This window comes from Streptomyces montanisoli (assembly GCF_017813245.1).
In the GTDB taxonomy this organism is placed as follows: Bacteria; Actinomycetota; Actinomycetes; order Streptomycetales; family Streptomycetaceae; genus Streptomyces; species Streptomyces montanisoli.
The window spans coordinates 1-17,144 of the sequence record NZ_JAGIQL010000141.1 but is presented as its reverse complement, the minus strand read 5'-3'; the positions used below and the strand labels follow the sequence as shown (position 1 = coordinate 17,144).

Annotated in this window: 16 protein-coding genes, 3 tRNA genes and 1 riboswitch; of the genes, 15 read left to right on the top strand and 4 right to left on the bottom strand. The window is 72.9% G+C overall.

Features of this window, described 5'->3' with window-relative positions:
- The 3 genes from JFN87_RS26020 to JFN87_RS26010 form a co-directional block, all read left to right on the top strand.
- On the top strand, window positions 1–550 hold a 550-nt coding region (locus tag JFN87_RS26020), incomplete at its 5' end, for a hypothetical protein (protein WP_209343684.1).
- Between the two features lie 266 nt (window positions 551–816).
- Window positions 817–2,913 carry a DEAD/DEAH box helicase gene (locus JFN87_RS26015; protein WP_209343682.1) on the top strand — a complete coding sequence of 699 codons (2,097 nt, stop codon included), beginning with the start codon at window positions 817–819 and terminating at the stop codon, window positions 2,911–2,913.
- Window positions 2,914–3,034: 121 nt separating this feature from the next.
- Window positions 3,035–3,107 (top strand) — tRNA-Lys (locus tag JFN87_RS26010).
- 55 nt (window positions 3,108–3,162) lie between these two features.
- On the opposite strand, the gene pyrF is transcribed toward JFN87_RS26010, so the two are convergent.
- On the bottom strand, window positions 3,163–3,858 hold the full coding sequence (gene pyrF, locus JFN87_RS26005) for an orotidine-5'-phosphate decarboxylase (RefSeq protein ID WP_209343680.1): 696 nt from the start codon (window positions 3,856–3,858) through the stop codon (window positions 3,163–3,165).
- 115 nt (window positions 3,859–3,973) lie between these two features.
- On the opposite strand from pyrF, the gene JFN87_RS26000 reads away from it, so the two are divergent.
- The 12 genes from JFN87_RS26000 (at window position 3,974) to JFN87_RS25945 (ending at window position 13,906) form a co-directional block, all read left to right on the top strand.
- Window positions 3,974–4,957: a metal ABC transporter solute-binding protein, Zn/Mn family gene (locus tag JFN87_RS26000; RefSeq protein WP_209343678.1), complete on the top strand. Its 984-nt coding sequence runs from the start codon at window positions 3,974–3,976 to the stop codon at window positions 4,955–4,957.
- On the top strand, window positions 4,954–6,012 hold the full coding sequence (locus tag JFN87_RS25995) for a metal ABC transporter ATP-binding protein (RefSeq protein WP_307865597.1): 1,059 nt from the start codon (window positions 4,954–4,956) through the stop codon (window positions 6,010–6,012). Before JFN87_RS26000 ends, JFN87_RS25995 begins: the two co-directional genes overlap by 4 nt.
- Window positions 6,005–6,928 carry a metal ABC transporter permease gene (locus tag JFN87_RS25990; RefSeq protein ID WP_307865596.1) on the top strand — a complete coding sequence of 308 codons (924 nt, stop codon included), beginning with the start codon at window positions 6,005–6,007 and terminating at the stop codon, window positions 6,926–6,928. Before JFN87_RS25995 ends, JFN87_RS25990 begins: the two co-directional genes overlap by 8 nt.
- Window positions 6,925–7,899 carry a metal ABC transporter permease gene (locus JFN87_RS25985; protein WP_245181622.1) on the top strand — a complete coding sequence of 325 codons (975 nt, stop codon included), beginning with the start codon at window positions 6,925–6,927 and terminating at the stop codon, window positions 7,897–7,899. The genes JFN87_RS25990 and JFN87_RS25985 overlap by 4 nt, the downstream gene beginning before the upstream one ends.
- Window positions 7,892–8,752 (top strand): Sco1979 family transcriptional regulator, encoded by an 861-nt coding sequence (locus JFN87_RS25980; protein ID WP_209343676.1) that lies wholly within the window; start codon window positions 7,892–7,894, stop codon window positions 8,750–8,752. Before JFN87_RS25985 ends, JFN87_RS25980 begins: the two co-directional genes overlap by 8 nt.
- Window positions 8,753–8,820: 68 nt before the next feature.
- Window positions 8,821–8,894, top strand: a tRNA-Lys gene (locus tag JFN87_RS25975).
- An 85-nt stretch (window positions 8,895–8,979) separates the two neighbouring features.
- On the top strand, window positions 8,980–9,192 hold the full coding sequence (locus tag JFN87_RS25970) for a hypothetical protein (protein ID WP_209343674.1): 213 nt from the start codon (window positions 8,980–8,982) through the stop codon (window positions 9,190–9,192).
- A gap of 123 nt (window positions 9,193–9,315) precedes the next feature.
- Window positions 9,316–9,507, top strand: a complete 192-nt coding sequence (locus JFN87_RS25965) for a hypothetical protein (protein ID WP_209343672.1) — start codon at window positions 9,316–9,318, stop codon at window positions 9,505–9,507.
- 67 nt (window positions 9,508–9,574) lie between these two features.
- Window positions 9,575–9,648, top strand: a tRNA-Met gene (locus JFN87_RS25960).
- Between the two features lie 157 nt (window positions 9,649–9,805).
- Window positions 9,806–11,047: a PP2C family protein-serine/threonine phosphatase gene (locus tag JFN87_RS25955; protein ID WP_372449287.1), complete on the top strand. Its 1,242-nt coding sequence runs from the start codon at window positions 9,806–9,808 to the stop codon at window positions 11,045–11,047.
- Between the two features lie 248 nt (window positions 11,048–11,295).
- Window positions 11,296–11,451: riboswitch (cyclic di-AMP (ydaO/yuaA leader) on the top strand.
- A 13-nt stretch (window positions 11,452–11,464) separates the two neighbouring features.
- Window positions 11,465–12,745, top strand: coding sequence for a M23 family metallopeptidase (locus tag JFN87_RS25950; RefSeq protein WP_307865595.1), 1,281 nt, complete (start codon window positions 11,465–11,467; stop codon window positions 12,743–12,745).
- A 216-nt stretch (window positions 12,746–12,961) separates the two neighbouring features.
- Window positions 12,962–13,906: an aldo/keto reductase gene (locus JFN87_RS25945; RefSeq protein WP_209343670.1), complete on the top strand. Its 945-nt coding sequence runs from the start codon at window positions 12,962–12,964 to the stop codon at window positions 13,904–13,906.
- 70 nt (window positions 13,907–13,976) lie between these two features.
- Here JFN87_RS25945 and JFN87_RS25940 read toward each other — a convergent pair whose 3' ends face one another.
- The 3 genes from JFN87_RS25940 to JFN87_RS25930 all read right to left on the bottom strand — a co-directional run.
- A complete protein-coding gene (locus tag JFN87_RS25940; protein WP_209343686.1) occupies window positions 13,977–15,233 on the bottom strand; it encodes a PrsW family intramembrane metalloprotease in 1,257 nt (418 codons plus the stop codon).
- A gap of 101 nt (window positions 15,234–15,334) precedes the next feature.
- The gene (trmB, locus tag JFN87_RS25935) at window positions 15,335–16,081 is read right to left on the bottom strand and encodes a tRNA (guanosine(46)-N7)-methyltransferase TrmB (RefSeq protein WP_209343668.1); all 747 of its coding nucleotides are present in this window, start codon (window positions 16,079–16,081) and stop codon (window positions 15,335–15,337) included.
- A gap of 115 nt (window positions 16,082–16,196) precedes the next feature.
- Window positions 16,197–17,144, bottom strand: a 948-nt coding sequence (locus JFN87_RS25930) for an NsdA family TPR-like regulatory protein (protein ID WP_504739791.1), incomplete at its 5' end; no start/stop codon positions are given.

The window sequence follows — 17,144 nt, the reverse complement described above, 5'->3', positions numbered from 1 at the left end:
ATCGGACGTGTGCTCTTCCGCTCTGGGGCCCGACGGCCGCGCGGGCTCGCGTGCGGTGCTCGGTGGCGGGGGCGATGGCGCAGGAGCGGGCCGCGGCGCGTCGGACGGCGCGGGCAAGGGCAAGGACGGCAAGGACAAGAACGGCAAGGACGCCAAGGGGAAGGGCGCGAAGGACGCCGAGGGCGCCTCGGCCGACCCGTCCGCTGCGGGTGGCCCGACGCCCGTGGTCACGGCCGAGAGCCACCGCCACCACCCGCGCCACCCGGGCGGCGGCACGGCCGGAGGGCAGGCGGGCGGTGGCCCCGCCGGTCCGGCCGGGCCCCCCGGCGGTCAGCCCGAGAGCGCCCCGCCGGCGCCGACGGACGGGCCGCCCGCCGGTGGCGTAGGAGGCGGGACGGGCGGGGACGCGGGGGGTGGCGACCCGTCAGGCAGCGCGCCGCCGCCATCCGCCTCGCCCGCGGCCGACGTGCGGACTTCGGCGATGGAGCCGGGCGACGGCGCGGGCATGCGCAAGGTGCCTTCCGCGTCACCGCAGTTGGGCCCCGCGTGACGCGCGCGGCAGCGCGGACGTGGCGGCGGCCACGCGCGGAGAGGCGGGTGGGCGTGGTGTGAGCGGCGTCTCCCGGCACTGATTTGCCTCAGGCGCCGGGGGCTGCGTATGGTAGTAGACCGTTTGATCATTTCCCCGGCGCCGAAAAAGAAGAGCGCCGTGTGGCGCGTACTCTCCCTTACCGTGGCTGACCGCATAGAGGCGGTCGATAGGTGAAACACGGAGTTTGGGCGCGTGCCGAGACTCCGGAAGGTTTCGCATTTCGCATGTCTGTTTCCAGTACTGACCAGTCCGTCATGCCCGAGAACGACGGCCACGAGGCGCCCGCCGCCGGGCCCGCCACCGCCACCGACACCGCTGCCACTGCCGTCGAGCCCGCCGAGGCCGACGCTGCCCCCGAGACCACCTTCGCCGACCTCGGCCTGCCCGAGTCCATCGTGCGCAAGCTCGCGCAGAACGGCGTGACCAGCCCCTTCCCGATCCAGGCCGCGACCATCCCGGACGCGCTCGCGGGCAAGGACATCCTCGGCCGCGGCCGCACGGGCTCCGGCAAGACGCTCTCGTTCGGCCTGCCGCTGCTCGCGACGCTGTCCGGCGGACGCACCGAGAAGAAGAAGCCGCGCGGCGTCATCCTCACCCCGACCCGCGAGCTCGCGATGCAGGTCGCGGACGCCCTCCAGCCCTACGGCGACGTCCTGGGCCTCAAGATGAAGGTCGTCTGCGGCGGCACGTCCATGGGCAACCAGATCTACGCGCTCGAGCGCGGCGTCGACATCCTCGTCGCCACGCCCGGCCGGCTGCGAGACATCATCAACCGCGGCGCCTGCTCCCTGGAGCACGTCAAGGTCGCGGTGATCGACGAGGCCGACCAGATGTCGGACCTGGGCTTCCTGCCCGAGGTCACCGAACTGCTCGACCTGGTGCCCACCGGCGGCCAGCGGATGCTCTTCTCCGCCACCATGGAGAACGAGATCAACACCCTGGTCAAGCGCTACCTGACCGACCCGGTCAGCCACGAGGTGGACAGCGCCCAGGGCAACGTCACGACCATGTCGCACCACGTCCTCGTGGTGAAGCCGAAGGACAAGGCCCCCGTCACGGCGGCGATCGCCGCGCGCAAGGGCCGCACGATCATCTTCGTCCGCACGCAGCTCGGCGCCGACCGGATCGCGGAGCAGCTGCGCGACTCCGGCGTCAAGGCGGACGCGCTGCACGGCGGCATGACGCAGGGCGCCAGGACGCGCACGCTGGCCGACTTCAAGGACGGCTACGTCAACGCGCTGGTCGCCACCGACGTCGCGGCGCGCGGCATCCACGTCGACGGCATCGACCTGGTGCTCAACGTGGACCCGGCCGGCGACCACAAGGACTACCTGCACCGCTCGGGCCGCACGGCGCGCGCCGGCAAGTCAGGTGTCGTCGTCTCCCTCGCGCTGCCGCACCAGCGCCGCCAGATCTTCCGGCTGATGGAGGACGCGGGCGTCGATGCCTCACGCCACATGGTGGGCGGCGCGGGCGCGTTCGACCCGGAGGTCGCCGAGATCACCGGCGCTCGCTCGCTCACCGAGGTGCAGGCCGACTCCGCGAACAACTCGGCCAAGCAGGCCGAGCGCGAGGTCGCCGACCTGACGAAGCAGCTGGAGCGCGCGCAGCGCCGCGCGGCCGAACTGCGCGACGAGGCGGGCCGCCTGGTGGCGCGCGCCGCCCGCGAGCGCGGTGACGACCCGGAGGCGGCGGTCGCCGAGGTGGCGGCCGAGGCCGAGCGCGCGATCGAGGAGGCCGCGGCGCAGGCGGCGGCCGCCGAGGCGGAGCGCCAGCGCCAGCGGCGCGACGAGCGCGGCAACTTCGACCGCAGGAACGACCGCGGCGACGGCGACCGTGGCGGCTTCCGCCGTGACGACCGGGGCGACCGCGGTGACCGTGGCGACCGTGGCGGTTTCCAGCGTCGTGACGACCGTGGCGACCGGGGCGGCTTCAACCGCGACCGCCGTGACGACCGTGGCGGGTTCCGCCGTGACGACCGGGGTGACCGCGGCGAGCGTGGCGACCGCGGTGGTTTCCAGCGTCGTGACGACCGTGGCGACCGGGGCGGCTTCAACCGCGACCGCCGTGACGACCGTGGCGGCTTCAACCGCGACCGCCAGGGCGACCGCGGCGGCCGCTCCTTCGACCGCCGTGACCCCCGCGAACACCGCGGCAGCGACCGCCCGTTCAACCGCGACCGCCGCGACGACCGCCCGTCGGGCGGCGGCTACCGCGGCGGCTCGTCGGACCGCCCGTACGGCCGCCGCGACGACCACCGCGGCGGCACCGGCTCGTTCGGCCGCCGCGACGACAAGCCGCGCTGGAAGCGCAACGGCTGACGCGGTGACGACCGGCGCGGCAGCGACCTGACAGCGGGCCCGCCCCACCTTCGCGGTGGGGCGGGCCCGCTGCCGTAGAAGCCGCAACGGCCCGTCGGGCTATGCTCGGTGTGCCGTACAGGGGCCGTTAGCTCAATTGGCAGAGCTCCGGACTTTTAATCCGTTGGTTGTGGGTTCGAGTCCCACACGGCCCACCGCATGGCTCCTCTGAGGGGCCATGGACGTGCGGGCTCCGTGCGCCCCTGCCCGCTACGGGATGAGGCTCGCCCGGACGGAGCGGAATGTGATCGCGGGGTCCGCGGCACGGGTGACCGACCTGCCAACGACGACATGCGACGCTCCGTCGGCGATCGCCGCACGTGGTGTCCCCGGTCGCGTGTGCTCGGCCGGGGAGTCGCCCGGCAGTGCGACCCCGGGAGTGACGATCAGGGCGTCGGAGCCCATGGTGCCGCGCAAGGCCGCGACGTCTTGGGGCGAGGCGATCACACCGTGGCAGCCGGCCTTCCGCGCCAGCCGGGCCAGTCGAAGCACCTGCTGGTCCACCGCACCGGTGACGCCGACATCGGCGAGATCCGCGTCGCGCATGCTGGTGACCACGGTCAAAGCGAGGACACGTAGCCGAGGAAACTCCTGGGACGCCTCGACGGCGGCCGACATGATGCCGCTGCCGCCCATGCCGTGCACGGTGACCATGGACACGCCCAGTGAGCCGGCGGCGCGAACCGCGCCGGCAACAGAGTTCGGGATCTCGAAGAGCTTGAGATCCAGGAAGACCTCCTTGCCCCGGGCGACAAGGCTCTTGACGACGTCCGGCCCTGCCGAAGTCAGCAGTTCCAGGCCGACTTTGTAGAAACGGCACTCGTCGCCCAGCCGCTCCACGACGGAGTCGGCGGTGGCGCGGTTGTCGCAATCCAAGGCGACGATGATCTGCCCGGCTGGATCCACGACGTCATTGTGCCGTGATCCCCGTCGCAGGCCCGCATCACGAAATGGCAATGATTTTCATATCTGCGCAGACGCACTCTGGTACTGAAAGTCGTTTTCATTTAGCGTTGCGGCCATGAACGTCCACGCCTCGCGTCTCGCCCTCGGCTCCATAGCCGCCGCTGCCGCCCTGTCCGTCGCCGCCTGCTCCACCTCCCCGGACGCGGGCGGCGGCTCGTCCGATGCCTCTGACGCCGCCGCGAAGAGTGGCGGCGCGCCCATCCCGGTCGTGGCGGCCGAGAACTTCTGGGGCAGCATCGCCTCCCAGCTGGGCGGCGACCACGTGAAGGTCACGAGCATCATCGACAACCCCGCCGCCGACCCGCACGACTACGAGCCGACCGCGGCCGACGCGCGTGCCGTCGCGGGCGCGCGGCTCACCCTGGTCAACGGCGTCGGCTACGACTCCTGGGCCGGCAAGCTGCTCGCCGCCCAGCCCGGCCAGGGCCGCACCGATCTGAACGTCGGCAAGCTCGTCGGCGTACCGGCCAACGGCAACCCGCACCGCTGGTACTCGCCGGACGACGTCCACCAGGTCATCGAGCGGATCACCGCGGACTACAAGAAGCTCGACCCGGCCGACTCCGCCGACTTCGACCGGCTGAAGAGCACGTTCGAGAACACCACGCTCGCCCCCTACGACAAGGAGATCGCCGGCATCAAGGCGGCCTACAAGGGCACCCCCGTGGGCGCCTCCGAGTCGATATTCGCGCCGCTCGCACAGGGTCTCGGCCTCGATCTGCGCACGCCTGAGTCCTTCCTCGACGCGATCAGCGAGGGCACCGACCCCACGGCGAAGGACAAGTCCACGATCGACCGGCAGATCGCGGACAAGCAGATCAAGGCCTACGTCTACAACTCGCAGAACGCGACGCCCGACGTGCGGGCGCAGGTCAAGGCAGCCAAGGCGGCGGGCATCCCGGTCGCCACCGTCACCGAGACGCTCACGCCCGCGGGCGCCTCCTTCCAGGAGTGGCAGGTGCGTCAGCTCAAGGGCATCGAGGCCGCGCTGGCGGAGGGGACGGGGAAGGGGACGGGGAGCAAGGGGAAGGGGGAGTGACCGCGGCTCGTACGGCATCGGTTGGTGCCGTCACGGATCCCGCCGCGGACCCCGTCGCCCCGCCCGTGGTGTCGCTGCGCGGCGCCGCCGTGCGCGTCGGCGGCAGGACGCTGTGGTCGGGGGTCGGCCTGGACGTCGGCGCGGGCGAGTTCGTCGCCGTGCTCGGGCCGAACGGCGTCGGCAAGTCGACGCTCGTCAAGGTGGTCCTCGGCGTCAGGCAGCCGGCCGCGGGGGAGGTGCGGGTGCTCGGCGCCGCGCCGGGGCGCGCCGGGGCGCGCGTGGGCTACCTGCCCCAGCGCCGCAGTTTCGACGCGTCCCTGCGGATGCGCGGCGCGGACATCGTCAGGCTCGGCTGGGACGGCGACCGCTGGGGGCTGCCGCTGCCGCTGCCCGGCAGGTTCCGCCGTGGTGCCGCGGCCGCGTCGGCACGTATCGCCGAGGTGATCGGGCTCGTCGGCGCCGAAGGGTACGCGGACCGCCCGATCGGCCAGTGCTCGGGCGGCGAGCAGCAGCGGTTGCTGATCGCGCAGGCGCTCGTGCGCCGCCCGCGGCTGCTGGTGCTCGACGAGCCCCTGGACAGCCTCGACCTGCCGAACCAGGCTGCCGTGGCCGCGCTGATCGGCCGGATCTGCCGGGACGAGGGTGTCGCGGTGATGATGGTCGCGCACGACGTCAACCCGATACTCGCGCACCTCGACCGTGTGGTGTACCTCGCGGAGGGCGGCGCGGTGACCGGCCGGCCCGGTGACGTCATCACGTCCGCGACGCTGTCCCGGCTGTACGGGACGCCGATCGAGGTGCTGGCCACGTCGGACGGCCGGCTCGTGGTCGTGGGCCAGCCGGAGGCGCCGGCCCGCCATGTGGACCGGCACGAGGACGGAGGACGCGGGGCTGCCGTGCCCGGGCCGCGCGACGCCCGTGCGAACGTTCCGGCTGACCTCGCGCCGTTCGCGCCCGCTGAGCCCGGGCCGTCCGGGCCGTCCGGGCCGTCCGCATCGTCCGCATCGCCCGCGCCGCCCGCGTCGCCCGTCTCGGAAGACGTGCGCCGTGACTGACGTCCTCCTCGCCGCCGGCGCCCTCCCCACCTGGTCCTGGAATCCCGTGGCCGACCTGCGCGAGATGTGGGCCTTCCCCTTCATGGTGAACGCCTTCCGCGCGGGCACGCTCGTCGCCGTCGGCGCGGGGGCCATGGGGTGGTTCATGGTGCTGCGCCGGCAGAGCTTCGCCGGTCACACCGTCGCCACCGTCGGCTTCCCGGGCGCCGCCTGCGCCGCCCTGCTGGGCGTGTCGGTGAGCTACGGCTACTTCGCGTTCTGCGTGGCGGCCGCACTCGTCATCGCCGCCATGCCGCGCGGGGGACGCGCCGCCGGTGGCCACGAGTCGGCGGTCACCGGCACGGTCCAGGCGTTCCTGCTCGCCTGCGGCTTCCTGTTCACGACGCTGTACCACGGGCTGCTCGGCGGCGTGACGTCCCTGCTGTTCGGCAGTTTCCTCGGCATCACGAGCGGCCAGGTGTGGCTGCTGCTCGCGGTCACCGCCGCCGTCCTCGCCGTGCTGGCCGCCGTCGGCAGGCCGCTGCTGTTCGCGTCCGTCGACCCGGACGTGGCGGCCGGGCGCGGCGTGCCGGTGCGCGCGCTGTCCGCGGTCTTCCTCGTCCTGCTGGGCGCGGCGACGGCCGAGGCCAGCCAGATCACCGGGACGCTGCTCGTCTTCGCGCTGCTGGTGATGCCGGCGGCCGCCGCGCAGGCGCTGAGCGCCCGGCCGGCCGTCAGCCTGGCGCTCGCGGTCCTGATCGCCGCCGCGGTGACGTGGGCGGGGCTCACGGTCGCGTACTACTCGCCGTACCCGGTGGGGTTCTACGTGACGACGTTCGCGTTCGCCGCGTACGTACTCTCGCGCGGCGGACGGTACGTACGCGAGCGGATCGCACGCCCGGCCCTGGAGCCGCTGCCCGCGGGGGGTGCGGCATGACGGCGCACGCGATGTCGCACACCCTGGCAGCGGGGTCGGGGAGCGGCTGGCTCGCCGCGTTCACGCACCCGTACTTCCTGCATGCCTTCCTCGCCGGGTCCGCCATCGCGCTCGCCGCCGGGCTCACGGGCTTCTTCCTCGTGCTGCGCGCGCAGGTCTTCACCGGCGACGCGCTCAGCCACGTCGCCTTCACCGGCGCGCTCGCCGCGCTGGCCGGCGGCTACGACCTGCGGCTCGGCCTGTTCGCCGCGACCGTGGCCGTGGCGCTGCTGATCGGCGCCATCGGACGCGGGGGCCGCGCGGACGACGTGGCGATCGGGTCCGTCTTCGCCTGGATCCTCGGCCTCGGCGCCTTCTTCCTGACGCTTTACACCACCTCGCGCAGCGCCGGGAACGGGGGCGCCGGGGTGTCCGTCCTGTTCGGGTCGCTCTTCGGCCTCTCGGCCGGGCAGGCGCTGACGGCGGCGCTGGTGGCCGGGTCCATCTGCGCGGTGCTGCTGCTGATCGCCCGGCCGCTGCTGTTCGCGTCGGTGGACGAGGCGGTGGCCGCCGCGCGCGGGGTGCCCGTACGCCTGCTGGGCCTGGTGTTCCTCGTCCTGGTCGGGGCGTGTGCGGCGGAGGCCACGCAGGCGGTCGGGTCGCTGCTGCTGCTCGGCCTGCTCGCGGCTCCCGCGGGCGCGGCGGCCCGGCTCACCGACCGCCCGTTCCGTGGCCTGGCGCTGTCGGCGGTGCTCGCGCTCGCCGAGATGTGGGCGGGGCTCGGGCTGAGCTACGCGGTGCCCACGCTGCCGCCGAGCTTCGGGATCATGGCGGCCGCGGCGTCGGTGTACGGGCTGACGTTCCTGAAGGGCGCCGGACGCGGCCGGGATCACGAAAAGGGGCGAAACGGGACGAGCCGTCCCGCACGCGCGTTCTCCCGGCTGTGGCAGACTGCCACCATGCCAGCACTGGGGGACACGGATCATGAGTGAGGCCCGGTCCGCTCCGACCATAGGGCAGCTCGTTCTGAGCAGGCAGCTGCGCGGGCTCAGGGAAAGGGCGGGCGTCACCCGCGAGCAGGCGGCGAAGCTCCTGCACGTGACGGTGGCGACGATCCGGCGCATGGAGTCGGCCGAGGTCGCGCTGAAGATCCCGTACCTGCAGGTGCTGCTGCCCGCGTACGGGGTCGACGCGGCCGGCGTCCAGTCGTTCCTCGACATCACCGAGGAGGCCAACAAGCCCGGCTGGTGGCAGCACTTCCACGACGTGCTGCCCGGCTGGTTCAGCGGATACGTCAGCCTGGAAGAGGCGGCGAAGACGATCCGCACGTACGAGCCGCACTTCGTGCCCGGCGTCCTCCAGACGGAGGAGTACACGCGGGAGATCCTGCGCACGGGCGCGATCGGCCAGCTCGACCCCGACCGCGTCGAACGGCACGTGGCGCTGCGCGGGCGCCGCCAGGCGCTGCTGACCAGGAAGGACGCCCCCACCTACTGGGCGGTGATCGACGAGACGGTGCTGCTGCGGCCGGTCGGCTCACCCGAGTTGATGCGCGACCAGATCGGCCGCCTGCTGGAGATGGCGGAACTGCCCAACGTGACGCTCCAGATGGCGGAGCTCTCGGCGGGCCACCACCCGGGCACCTACACGTCGTTCGTGCTCTTCAGGTTCGAGGCGCCGGAGGTGCCGGACATCGTCTACGTCGAGTACCTGACGGGCGCGCTCTACCTGGACGACGTGACCGAGGTCGCGGAGCACAAGGAGGCCATGGACCGCATGGTCGCGCACGCGGAGTCCGCGAGCCGGACGAAGCAGATCCTGGCGGACCTGTACAAGCGGTACTGACGGCCGAGCGCCCCCGCGGGCGGCCTCGGGCATGTCGCGTGACGGCGTCGGACTATGCTTCGCCGTGCGGGCCGTTAGCTCAATTGGTCAGAGCAGCGGACTTTTAATCCGTTGGTTGTGGGTTCAAGTCCCACACGGCCTACTTCTCCCGCCCGCCGTGGTGCTCCTGGGAAAGGAATGCGCCCAGGAGGCTGCGGAGCGCGCCGGTTCGTCGCACGCTTGGGCTTATGAGTGACGCACCGATCGTCGTGCACAGGGCCTCGGGCACCGGCGGCCGGCGAGTGACGGTCCGTGGGCAGATCATGGGCCTCGCCCACTCGGACGGCGACCTGGTCGAGTTCCTGCGCAGGGCGGGGCTGCCGGACGCGGGCGACCTGCTCGACGACCCGGCGTGGGTGGAGTGGCAGGGCGGCCCGCCGCACGACTACACGACGCGGTGACCGTCCCGCCGCCGGCGCACGCCGCACGTCTCTTACGAAACGGCACGTGTCCTGTATCACATGGCGCCCCGCGGGCCCCGTACGCTCCGCCGACTGTCAGTGGCGGCCCGTAGTCTTGTACCCATGTTCGTTTCCTTGTCCGACACCGTCGACGAGCCTGGTTCCGGCCGCTCGGCCGCCGCTGTCAACGCCCGTATCCGCGCCCTGTGGGCGCGGGCCGGAGCCACGCTCACCCCTGCCGAGCAGGAGCGTTATCAGGAGCTGCTGGTCGAGTGGGCGGCCGCGGTGAAGGCCGATGTGGTGCCGGCGGCGTAGCCGAGGCGGCCGCCGCCCCGCAGTGGTGCCGATCTTGGTCCGCATGGCGTACTCTTGTAATCACCGACGCGGGGTGGAGCAGCTCGGTAGCTCGCTGGGCTCATAACCCAGAGGTCGCAGGTTCAAATCCTGTCCCCGCTACTCAGAGACCGAAGGCCCGGATCCACGGATCCGGGCCTTCGGTGCATTCCGTACGCCAGTCGGTCGACAGTGATTCGCCGCCCGGCGCCTCGGCGGCCAGCCTGGTGGGGGCGGGGTACCGTCCGAGCCTTCAGGAGACCGGCAGGAAAGGCCACTCGTGGGCAAGTCGGGGCGCGACGCGCGCAGCCGCAGGGGCGGCGGCAAGGGTTCGCGTGGTGTGCGCATCGCGCGGGACTGGGTCGCGCGCCGGGACGGCGAGCCGTCCCGCGGCGAGGTGGCGGCGAGCCCCCACCCCAGCAAGGCCATGTTCTGGCTGCCCGTCATCGTCATCGCCGTGGGCGTGGTCTTCGACGCGCTGACGCCGACCCGCTTCACCGCGTCCCCCTTCTTCGCGGCGGCGCCGATGGTGGCGGCCCCGTTCTTCGGCCTCCTCGGCACGTTGGTCACCGGGCTCGCCGGGCTGGCGTGCGAGGTGCTGCTGCGCTACGACGACGGCACGCTCGCCAGGCCCGAGGCGGTGGGCGACCTGCTGACCGTGGTGACCGTCACGGTGCTCGCCATGGGCATCAACCGCATCGTGCGGCTCAGCGGCGAGCGGCTGGCGTCCGCGAGCATCATCGCCGAGACGGCGCAGCGCGCGGTGCTCCCGCAGCCGTCGGAGCGGATCGGCGGTCTCCATATCGCGGCGCGGTACGAGGCGGCCCAGGAGGACGCGTTCATCGGCGGCGACCTGTTCGCCGTGCAGGACACCCCGCACGGGGTGCGTCTCATCGTCGGCGACGTGCGCGGCAAGGGGATGGACGCCGTCGAGACGGTGGCCGTGCTCGTGGGCGCGTTCCGCGAGGCGGCGGAGCAGGAGCGCACGCTTGAGGGCGTCGCGCACCGGCTGGACCGCGCGCTGACGCGCGAGGGCACGCGGCGCGCCGAGCGCGACTCGTCGGAGTCGTTCACGACGGCGGTGCTCGCCGAGGTCCCGCACAGCGGCGGCGTCGTGCGGCTCGTCAACCGGGGCCACCCCGAGCCGATGCTGCTCGAATCGTCCGGGGCGGTGCGGACGCTGGACCCGAGCCAGTTCGCGTTGCCGCTCGGCATGGCGGAGATCGGTTCCTGGCCTGACCGCGCGGACGAGCGCCCGTACCCGCCGGGCGCGACCCTGCTCTTCTACACGGACGGCCTGTCCGAGGCGCGCGACAAGGACGGCGTCTTCTACGACCCGGCCGCGCGCCTCGACGGACGGATCTTCCCGGGGCCCGAGGAACTGCTCGACGCCGTCGTGGGGGACGTACGCGTGCACACGGGCGGTGGCAGCAGCGACGACATGGCGCTGCTCGCGGTGAGCAGGCCGGCGGAGGGGCAGCCGGAACGGCGCAGGATCATGAGCGTCGTACCGCCGATCTGACATCTCGTCCGCGAGTCTTTGGACGTGCGTCACCGTGTGTGAGTGTTCGCGAGCGCTCCGCACCGCCGCTCGGGCGTGACCGCGCCGCTGAGGGCGGGTCAACTCGCCCGAATGCGCCTGGATCTGTCCCGGTTGATCCGATGCGAAGTCGTTAAACGATCACCGGGAACGGCTTGGAATAACGACCGGATCTCTATTAACGTTCGATAACGCAGCGCGGTCGTCCCAGCCGTCGCCAGAGGCGGCGCCGTGCGCGTGCGCCGAATCCCGCGAGGGAACCGGGGAACCAACCATTGGGGTGAATCGGGCGCTACCTGCCACCGCTGAGGCGGCCGGGCGCACCCGTAGGAGACCTTCCTGCTCCGAACCCGTCAGCTAACCCGGTAGGCGAGAAGGAAGGAAAGGAGTGTCGCCCTCGTGGCGTCCAACAAGCCTGCCCCGGAGCCCCCGTTCCAAACACGCCCCTTCGGCGCGACCCCGTACAACGGCGGCCCGCACATGGAGACTTACCCCGGGGCGTACGGATCACACGCCCCCGAGGGCGGTTACGGCTATGGCTACGGCAACCAGGGCCACGCGCCGGGTGAGGCACAGGGGCAGCCACAGGGCCCGTACGCCGCCCCGGCGTTCACCTTCCCCGAGGAAGCCCTTTCGGCAGGACCCGCGTTCGATGCCGCCCCGGCGTTCGGCGACGGCGCGTCCGACGAGGAGGAGAAGGCGTGGGGCGCCTTCTCGGCCGATGAGGGGTCCGCCACCTCGATCTCCCCGCTGCGCGGCAAGCACCGCGTCGTCAAGCAGCGCGGCGGCCTCGCCCGCAGCTCCACCGTGCTCGGCGTCGGCGTCATCGCGGCCGTCGGCGCGGGCGGGATCGCGGCGGCCCAGGGCAAGCCGCCCGTCTCCATATCCGTGCCCGACGCCATAGCGGAGCACATCCCGCAGAGCGTGGCCTCGATCCCGGTCGTCGGGTCGATGGTGCCGGAAGAGAAGTCCTCGCCGCGGGACGTCCTCGCGAGCGAGCCGCTCACCACGGCGGGCATGACCACCGCGGACCTCAAGCGCGGCTCCACGGACGCGGGCGAGGCCCTGCGGGCGCGGATCCTCGCGCAGGCCGCGGCGCAGCAGCAGGCCGCCGACGACACCGCGCGGCGGCAGGCCGAGCAGCAGGCGGCCGCCAAGGCACACGCCGAGGCGGAGAAGCAGCAGGCCGCGGCGCACAAGAAGGCCGAAGAAGCCAAGAAGAAGGCCGCCGCCGAGGCGAAGAAGAAGGCGGAGGCCGAGCGCCTCGCCAAGCTGGCGAAGAGCTACACGCTCCCCGTCTCCTCCTACAGGATCACCGGCACGTTCGGCGAGCCTGGCTCGATGTGGTCGTCCGGCTACCACACGGGCCTCGACTTCGCGGCCCCCACGGGCACGCCGATCAAGTCCGTGCACGGCGGCACGGTCGTGTCGGCGGGCTGGGCGGGCGCCTACGGCTATCGCACGGTCGTGAAGCTCGACGACGGCGAGGAGCTCTGGTACTGCCACCAGTCGTCGATGCTCGTGTCGGCCGGGCAGAAGGTCACCACCGGCGAGGTCATCGGCCGCGTCGGCGCCACCGGCAACGTGACGGGGCCGCACCTGCACCTGGAGGTCCACACGGCCGCCGGCAAGGCGATGGACCCGAGGCCCTGGCTCGAGGCGCACGGCCACACCCCCTGACCGGCCAGGTGGGCCGCCGGCGCGCGCCCGGCCCGGCGCTGACCTCCGGCGGCCCGGCGGTACGGATGCTTCCCCCCGCGTTCCGTACCGCGGGCCGCCGGACCCCTTTTGCGCCTCCCCACGCCGGGCCCGATCACTTGGCCGCCGGTGCGCGCACGCGCCGTCCGGCGGGAGGGGGCTGCGCGGGCGCAGCCGCCTGCGGGGTTCAATGGACGCATGACCGATCGACGCCCGCTGGGCCCCTCCGACCTGACCGTCTCCCCGCTCTGCCTGGGCGCCAACGTCTTCAGCTGGAGCGCCGACGAGGCGACGACCTTCGACGTCCTCGACGCGTACACGGCAGGCGGCGGCAACTTCGTCGACACCGCCGACTCGTACGGGCGAGGGGCGGACGGGTCCAAGGGCGGCGGCTCCGAGGCGCTGATCGGGAAGTGGATGGCGGCCCGCGGCAACCGCGACGACGTCGTCATCGCGACCAAGGTCGGCAACCACCCCGAGTACAAGGGCCTCGCGCCCGAAACGATCAGGGCCGCCGCCGAACTGTCGCTGACCAGGCTCGGCACCGACCACATCGACCTGTACTACACGCACTTCGACGACGAGTCCGTCCCCGTCGAGGACATCATCGGCACGCTCGACTCCCTCGTGAAGGAGGGCAAGGTACGCCAGATCGGGGCGTCCAACATCAGCCCCGAGCGGCTCACCGCATCCCTGGCTCTCTCCGAGCGCGAGGGCCTCGCCCGGTACGTGGCGCTCCAGCCGCACTACAACCTGGTCTCCCGCGACACCTACGAGGGAGCGTTGCAGGACGTCGTGGCGGACAACGGCCTGAGCGCGCTGCCGTACTTCTCGCTCGCCGCGGGCTTCCTGACCGGCAAGTACCGGCCGGGCACCCAGGTGGAGAGCGTGCGCTCCGGCAAGGCGGGCGCGTACCTGGAAACGGACAGGGGCAGGAAGGTGCTGGCCGCGCTCGACGGCGTGGCGCAGGCGCGTGACGCCGAGGTCGCGACCGTCGCGCTGGCATGGCTGGCGCAGCGCCCCACCGTGGCCGCGCCCATCGCGTCGGCCCGCACGCTCGAACAGCTGCCCGCACTGCTCGCGGCGCAGGACCTGCGCCTGACGGACGACGAGATGGCCGAGCTGACGACGGCGTCCGCCTGAGCACACCGGGCGCCGGCTCGGGGACGGACCGCGCCGGCTCGGGGACGGACCGCGTCGCCCTGGGACCGCGCTAGAGGCGGTACGGGTTGAAGCCCGAGTAGTCCATGTACGGGGGTGGCGCCCAGAACCGGCCCGTGGCGCGCGCCGCGTGCAGCAGCGCGTGCCCGGCCGGCTCCCGGCGCTCCCATATTCGCGCCAGCAGCTCGCGCTCGCGCGCCGCGAAGTCGGCGGCCGGCACCGCCCCGCGCTCCGCCTGCCGGCGCAGGGCCGCGAGAGCCGTCGCATGACGCCCGTACTCCGTGACGGCCTTCGCCGCCGAGGTGCCGTACGTGCGGCCCGCGAAGTCGCGAGCCATGGTCCTGGCCCGCATCGAGGACAGCGCGCAGGGCGCGGCCGGGTCGAGCCAGCCCGCCGCGACGTACGCCGGCAGGACGTCGGAGACCATCCGCAGGTCGCGCTGGCGGGCCCATATCGTCAGCCATGTGACGAGGCCGAACACGGGCATCATGAACAGGGCGTAGACGATGTAGAAGCCGAACGGGCGGAAGAACCCCGACGAGGCGTTCCACAGGGCGTGCATGCCCATGGCGAGAAGCAGCCCGGTCAGCGGCGCCGCCACCCGCAGGGCCTTCACGTGGCGGCCGCCGACGATCGTCCTCAGCCCGAAACCGACGCCCGTGAGCACGGTGAACAGCGGATGCGCGAACGGCGACATCACTATCCGGACGAAGAACGTGGCCACCGTGAACGAGGCGATGCCCGTGCCGCCCAGCAGCTTGTCCTCGCCGAAGGCGTTGCCGAGGTAGAGGATGTTCTCCGTGAACGCGAAGCCGGTGGCGGTGAAGCCGGCGAAAACGATGCCGTCGACCACGCCGGTGAAGTGGCGCCGCCGGAAGAGGAACAGCAGCAGCACGGCCGTGCCCTTGGCGCTCTCCTCGACGACGGGCGCTATGGCCGTGGCCCCCAGGGACCGCGCGCCCGACGGGTCGGCCGTGGCGGTCGTCAGCCATTCCGTCGCGAACGAGTTGGCGATGATCGCGACGAGCGCGGCGGCGCACGCACCCCAGGCGAACGCGAAGGCCAGGTTGGACCAGGGGCCCGGGTCCACCCGGTCCACCCAGCGGAAGACGGCCACCAGCACCGGCACGGGCGCGACGGCCAGCGCGAGCCCGACGAAGAACCCCTCCGTGCCCGTCTGATCGCGCACGAGCGCCAGGATGACGAGGCCGCAGAGCGTGAGCAGCGTGACGAGGGCACCGATCCGCACACCGCGGCGCCGCGCCAGCGCGCGCCCCCGCTTCCGCAGTGTCCGGTCGCCGAGGCGCATCGCGGGCCGCGGCTGGAAGAACTGCGGGGTCGATTCGCTCACGTATTGACCCTAACGAGGGTCACTGACAACGGCGATGGCGCCTTCGGCCCCGGGTGGGCTCATTTCCGCCGGAACAGCAGGTCACGCACCACGTGTCCCTTGTCGAGGCCCTGGCCCTCGAAGCGGGTCAGCGGCCGGTGTGCGGGCCGCTCGGCGAAGCCGCCGCCGGGTGCCGTGTTCTCGAACGCGCCGTGTTCGTCCAGGACGGCCAGCATCTGCTCGGCGTACGGCTCCCAGTCGGTCGCGCAGTGCAGGACGGCGCCGGGGGCCATTCGGGTGGCGGCGAGGTCGAGGAACTCGGGCTGGACGAGCCTGCGCTTGTGGTGGCGCTTCTTCGGCCAGGGGTCGGGGAAGTACACCCGGAGCCCGGCGAGTGACGCGGGCGCCAGCATCTCGCGCATCAGGATGACGGCGTCCCCGTTGGCGACCCGCACGTTGGCCAGCCCCTCGCGTTCGGCGAGTGCGAGGAGGTTGCCCTGACCCGGGGTGTGGACGTCCACGGCGAGCACGCCGGTGCCGGGGTCCGCGGCGGCCATGCGGGCGGTCGTCTCGCCCATGCCGAACCCGATCTCCAGCACGACGGGCACCGCGCCGAACAACGCGTCGAGGTCGAGGACCCGCTGCCCGTCGACGTCGAACCCCCAGGTGGACCAGAGCCGCCTGATGGCGTCGGCCTGCCCGGCGGTCACGCGGCTGCGGCGCGGCTGGAAGCTGCGGATGCGCCGCTCGAAGTGGTCCCCGGCCGGGTCGGCCGCGGGGCCGCCGTCGGGGAACAGCCGGCTGGGGGTCTGTGACTGGGGGGACATGGTGCACCCATCGTAAACGGGGCTGGACGGGTGGCACGCCTCGTGCTCTCCGGCCCTGCACCGCCGAGGCCGGGGGCCGAGGGACGACGTGCGGTGCGCGGCCCCCGGGGCCCGCCTACGCCGGCGCCATCAGCAGGGGCCTCGCCTGCTCGCGCAGGCGCGCGACGCGGGGCTCGTCCCCGTACGGCTCGAGGCGGTGCAGCAGGTCCCTGACGTACTCCGTCGTACGTGCCGACGAGATGCGGCCCGCCACCTCCACCGCGCGCGCGCCCGCCGCGCACGCCGCGTCCAGGTTGCCGGACTCCAGCTCGGCGACGGCGCTCACGACGAGCCGCAGGCCGTGGGAGCGCACGAACTCCTCCGTCGGCTTCGACAGGGCCTGCTCGGTGAACCTGCGGACCTGCCGCGGCAGTTTCAGGTCGCGGTAGCACTCCGCGGCGTCGGCGGCGAACCGGTCGTAGGAGTAGAACGCCAGCCAGGACGGGTCCGCGTCGCCCTCGCGCGAGCGCTCCAGCCAGCCCTCGGCCGCCTTGAGCGCGGCGCCCGCCGTCGTCGCGTCGCCCGCCTTCGCGTGCGCGCGCGCCTCGACGAGGCGGAAGAAGCTCATGGTGCGTGCCGTCGCCAGGCCCCTGTTGCGCTCGACGGCGGCCTGCGCCAGGTCGACGCCCTCGTCGGCGAAGCCACGGTACGTCGCCTGGAGGGACATCGACGCGAGCACGTACCCGCCGAGCGGCACGTCCGCCGCCGCGCGCGCGAGCCGCAGCGCCTGGATGTAGTACCGCTGCGCGGCCTCCTGCTGGCCGGTGTCGAAGGCCATCCACCCGGCGAGCCTGGTCAGTTCCGCCGTGGCGCCGAACAGGCCGCGCCCGACCTCGTCGCTGTAGGCGCCGAGCAGCAGCGGCGCCGCGTCGACCCGCAGGCACTCGGGCACCATGGAGGAACGCCAGTCGCCGCCGCCGTACTTGGAGTCCCAGCGTCTCGCGTCCGCCGCCGCCTCGCGCAGCTTCGCCACGTCGCTGTGGCCGACCCTGAGCGGTGAGGCGGCGTCGCTCGCGGCGCCGTT

Coding starts and splice junctions, on each gene's coding strand:
- JFN87_RS26015 (WP_209343682.1), top strand. CDS start 817: ATGTCTGTTTCCAGTACTGACCAGTCCGTCATGCCCGAGAACGACGGC.
- JFN87_RS26000 (WP_209343678.1), top strand. CDS start 3,974: ATGAACGTCCACGCCTCGCGTCTCGCCCTCGGCTCCATAGCCGCCGCT.
- JFN87_RS25985 (WP_245181622.1), top strand. CDS start 6,925: ATGACGGCGCACGCGATGTCGCACACCCTGGCAGCGGGGTCGGGGAGC.
- JFN87_RS25980 (WP_209343676.1), top strand. CDS start 7,892: ATGAGTGAGGCCCGGTCCGCTCCGACCATAGGGCAGCTCGTTCTGAGC.
- JFN87_RS25970 (WP_209343674.1), top strand. CDS start 8,980: ATGAGTGACGCACCGATCGTCGTGCACAGGGCCTCGGGCACCGGCGGC.
- JFN87_RS25965 (WP_209343672.1), top strand. CDS start 9,316: ATGTTCGTTTCCTTGTCCGACACCGTCGACGAGCCTGGTTCCGGCCGC.
- JFN87_RS25945 (WP_209343670.1), top strand. CDS start 12,962: ATGACCGATCGACGCCCGCTGGGCCCCTCCGACCTGACCGTCTCCCCG.
- JFN87_RS25940 (WP_209343686.1), bottom strand. CDS start 15,233: ATGCGCCTCGGCGACCGGACACTGCGGAAGCGGGGGCGCGCGCTGGCG.
- trmB (WP_209343668.1), bottom strand. CDS start 16,081: ATGTCCCCCCAGTCACAGACCCCCAGCCGGCTGTTCCCCGACGGCGGC.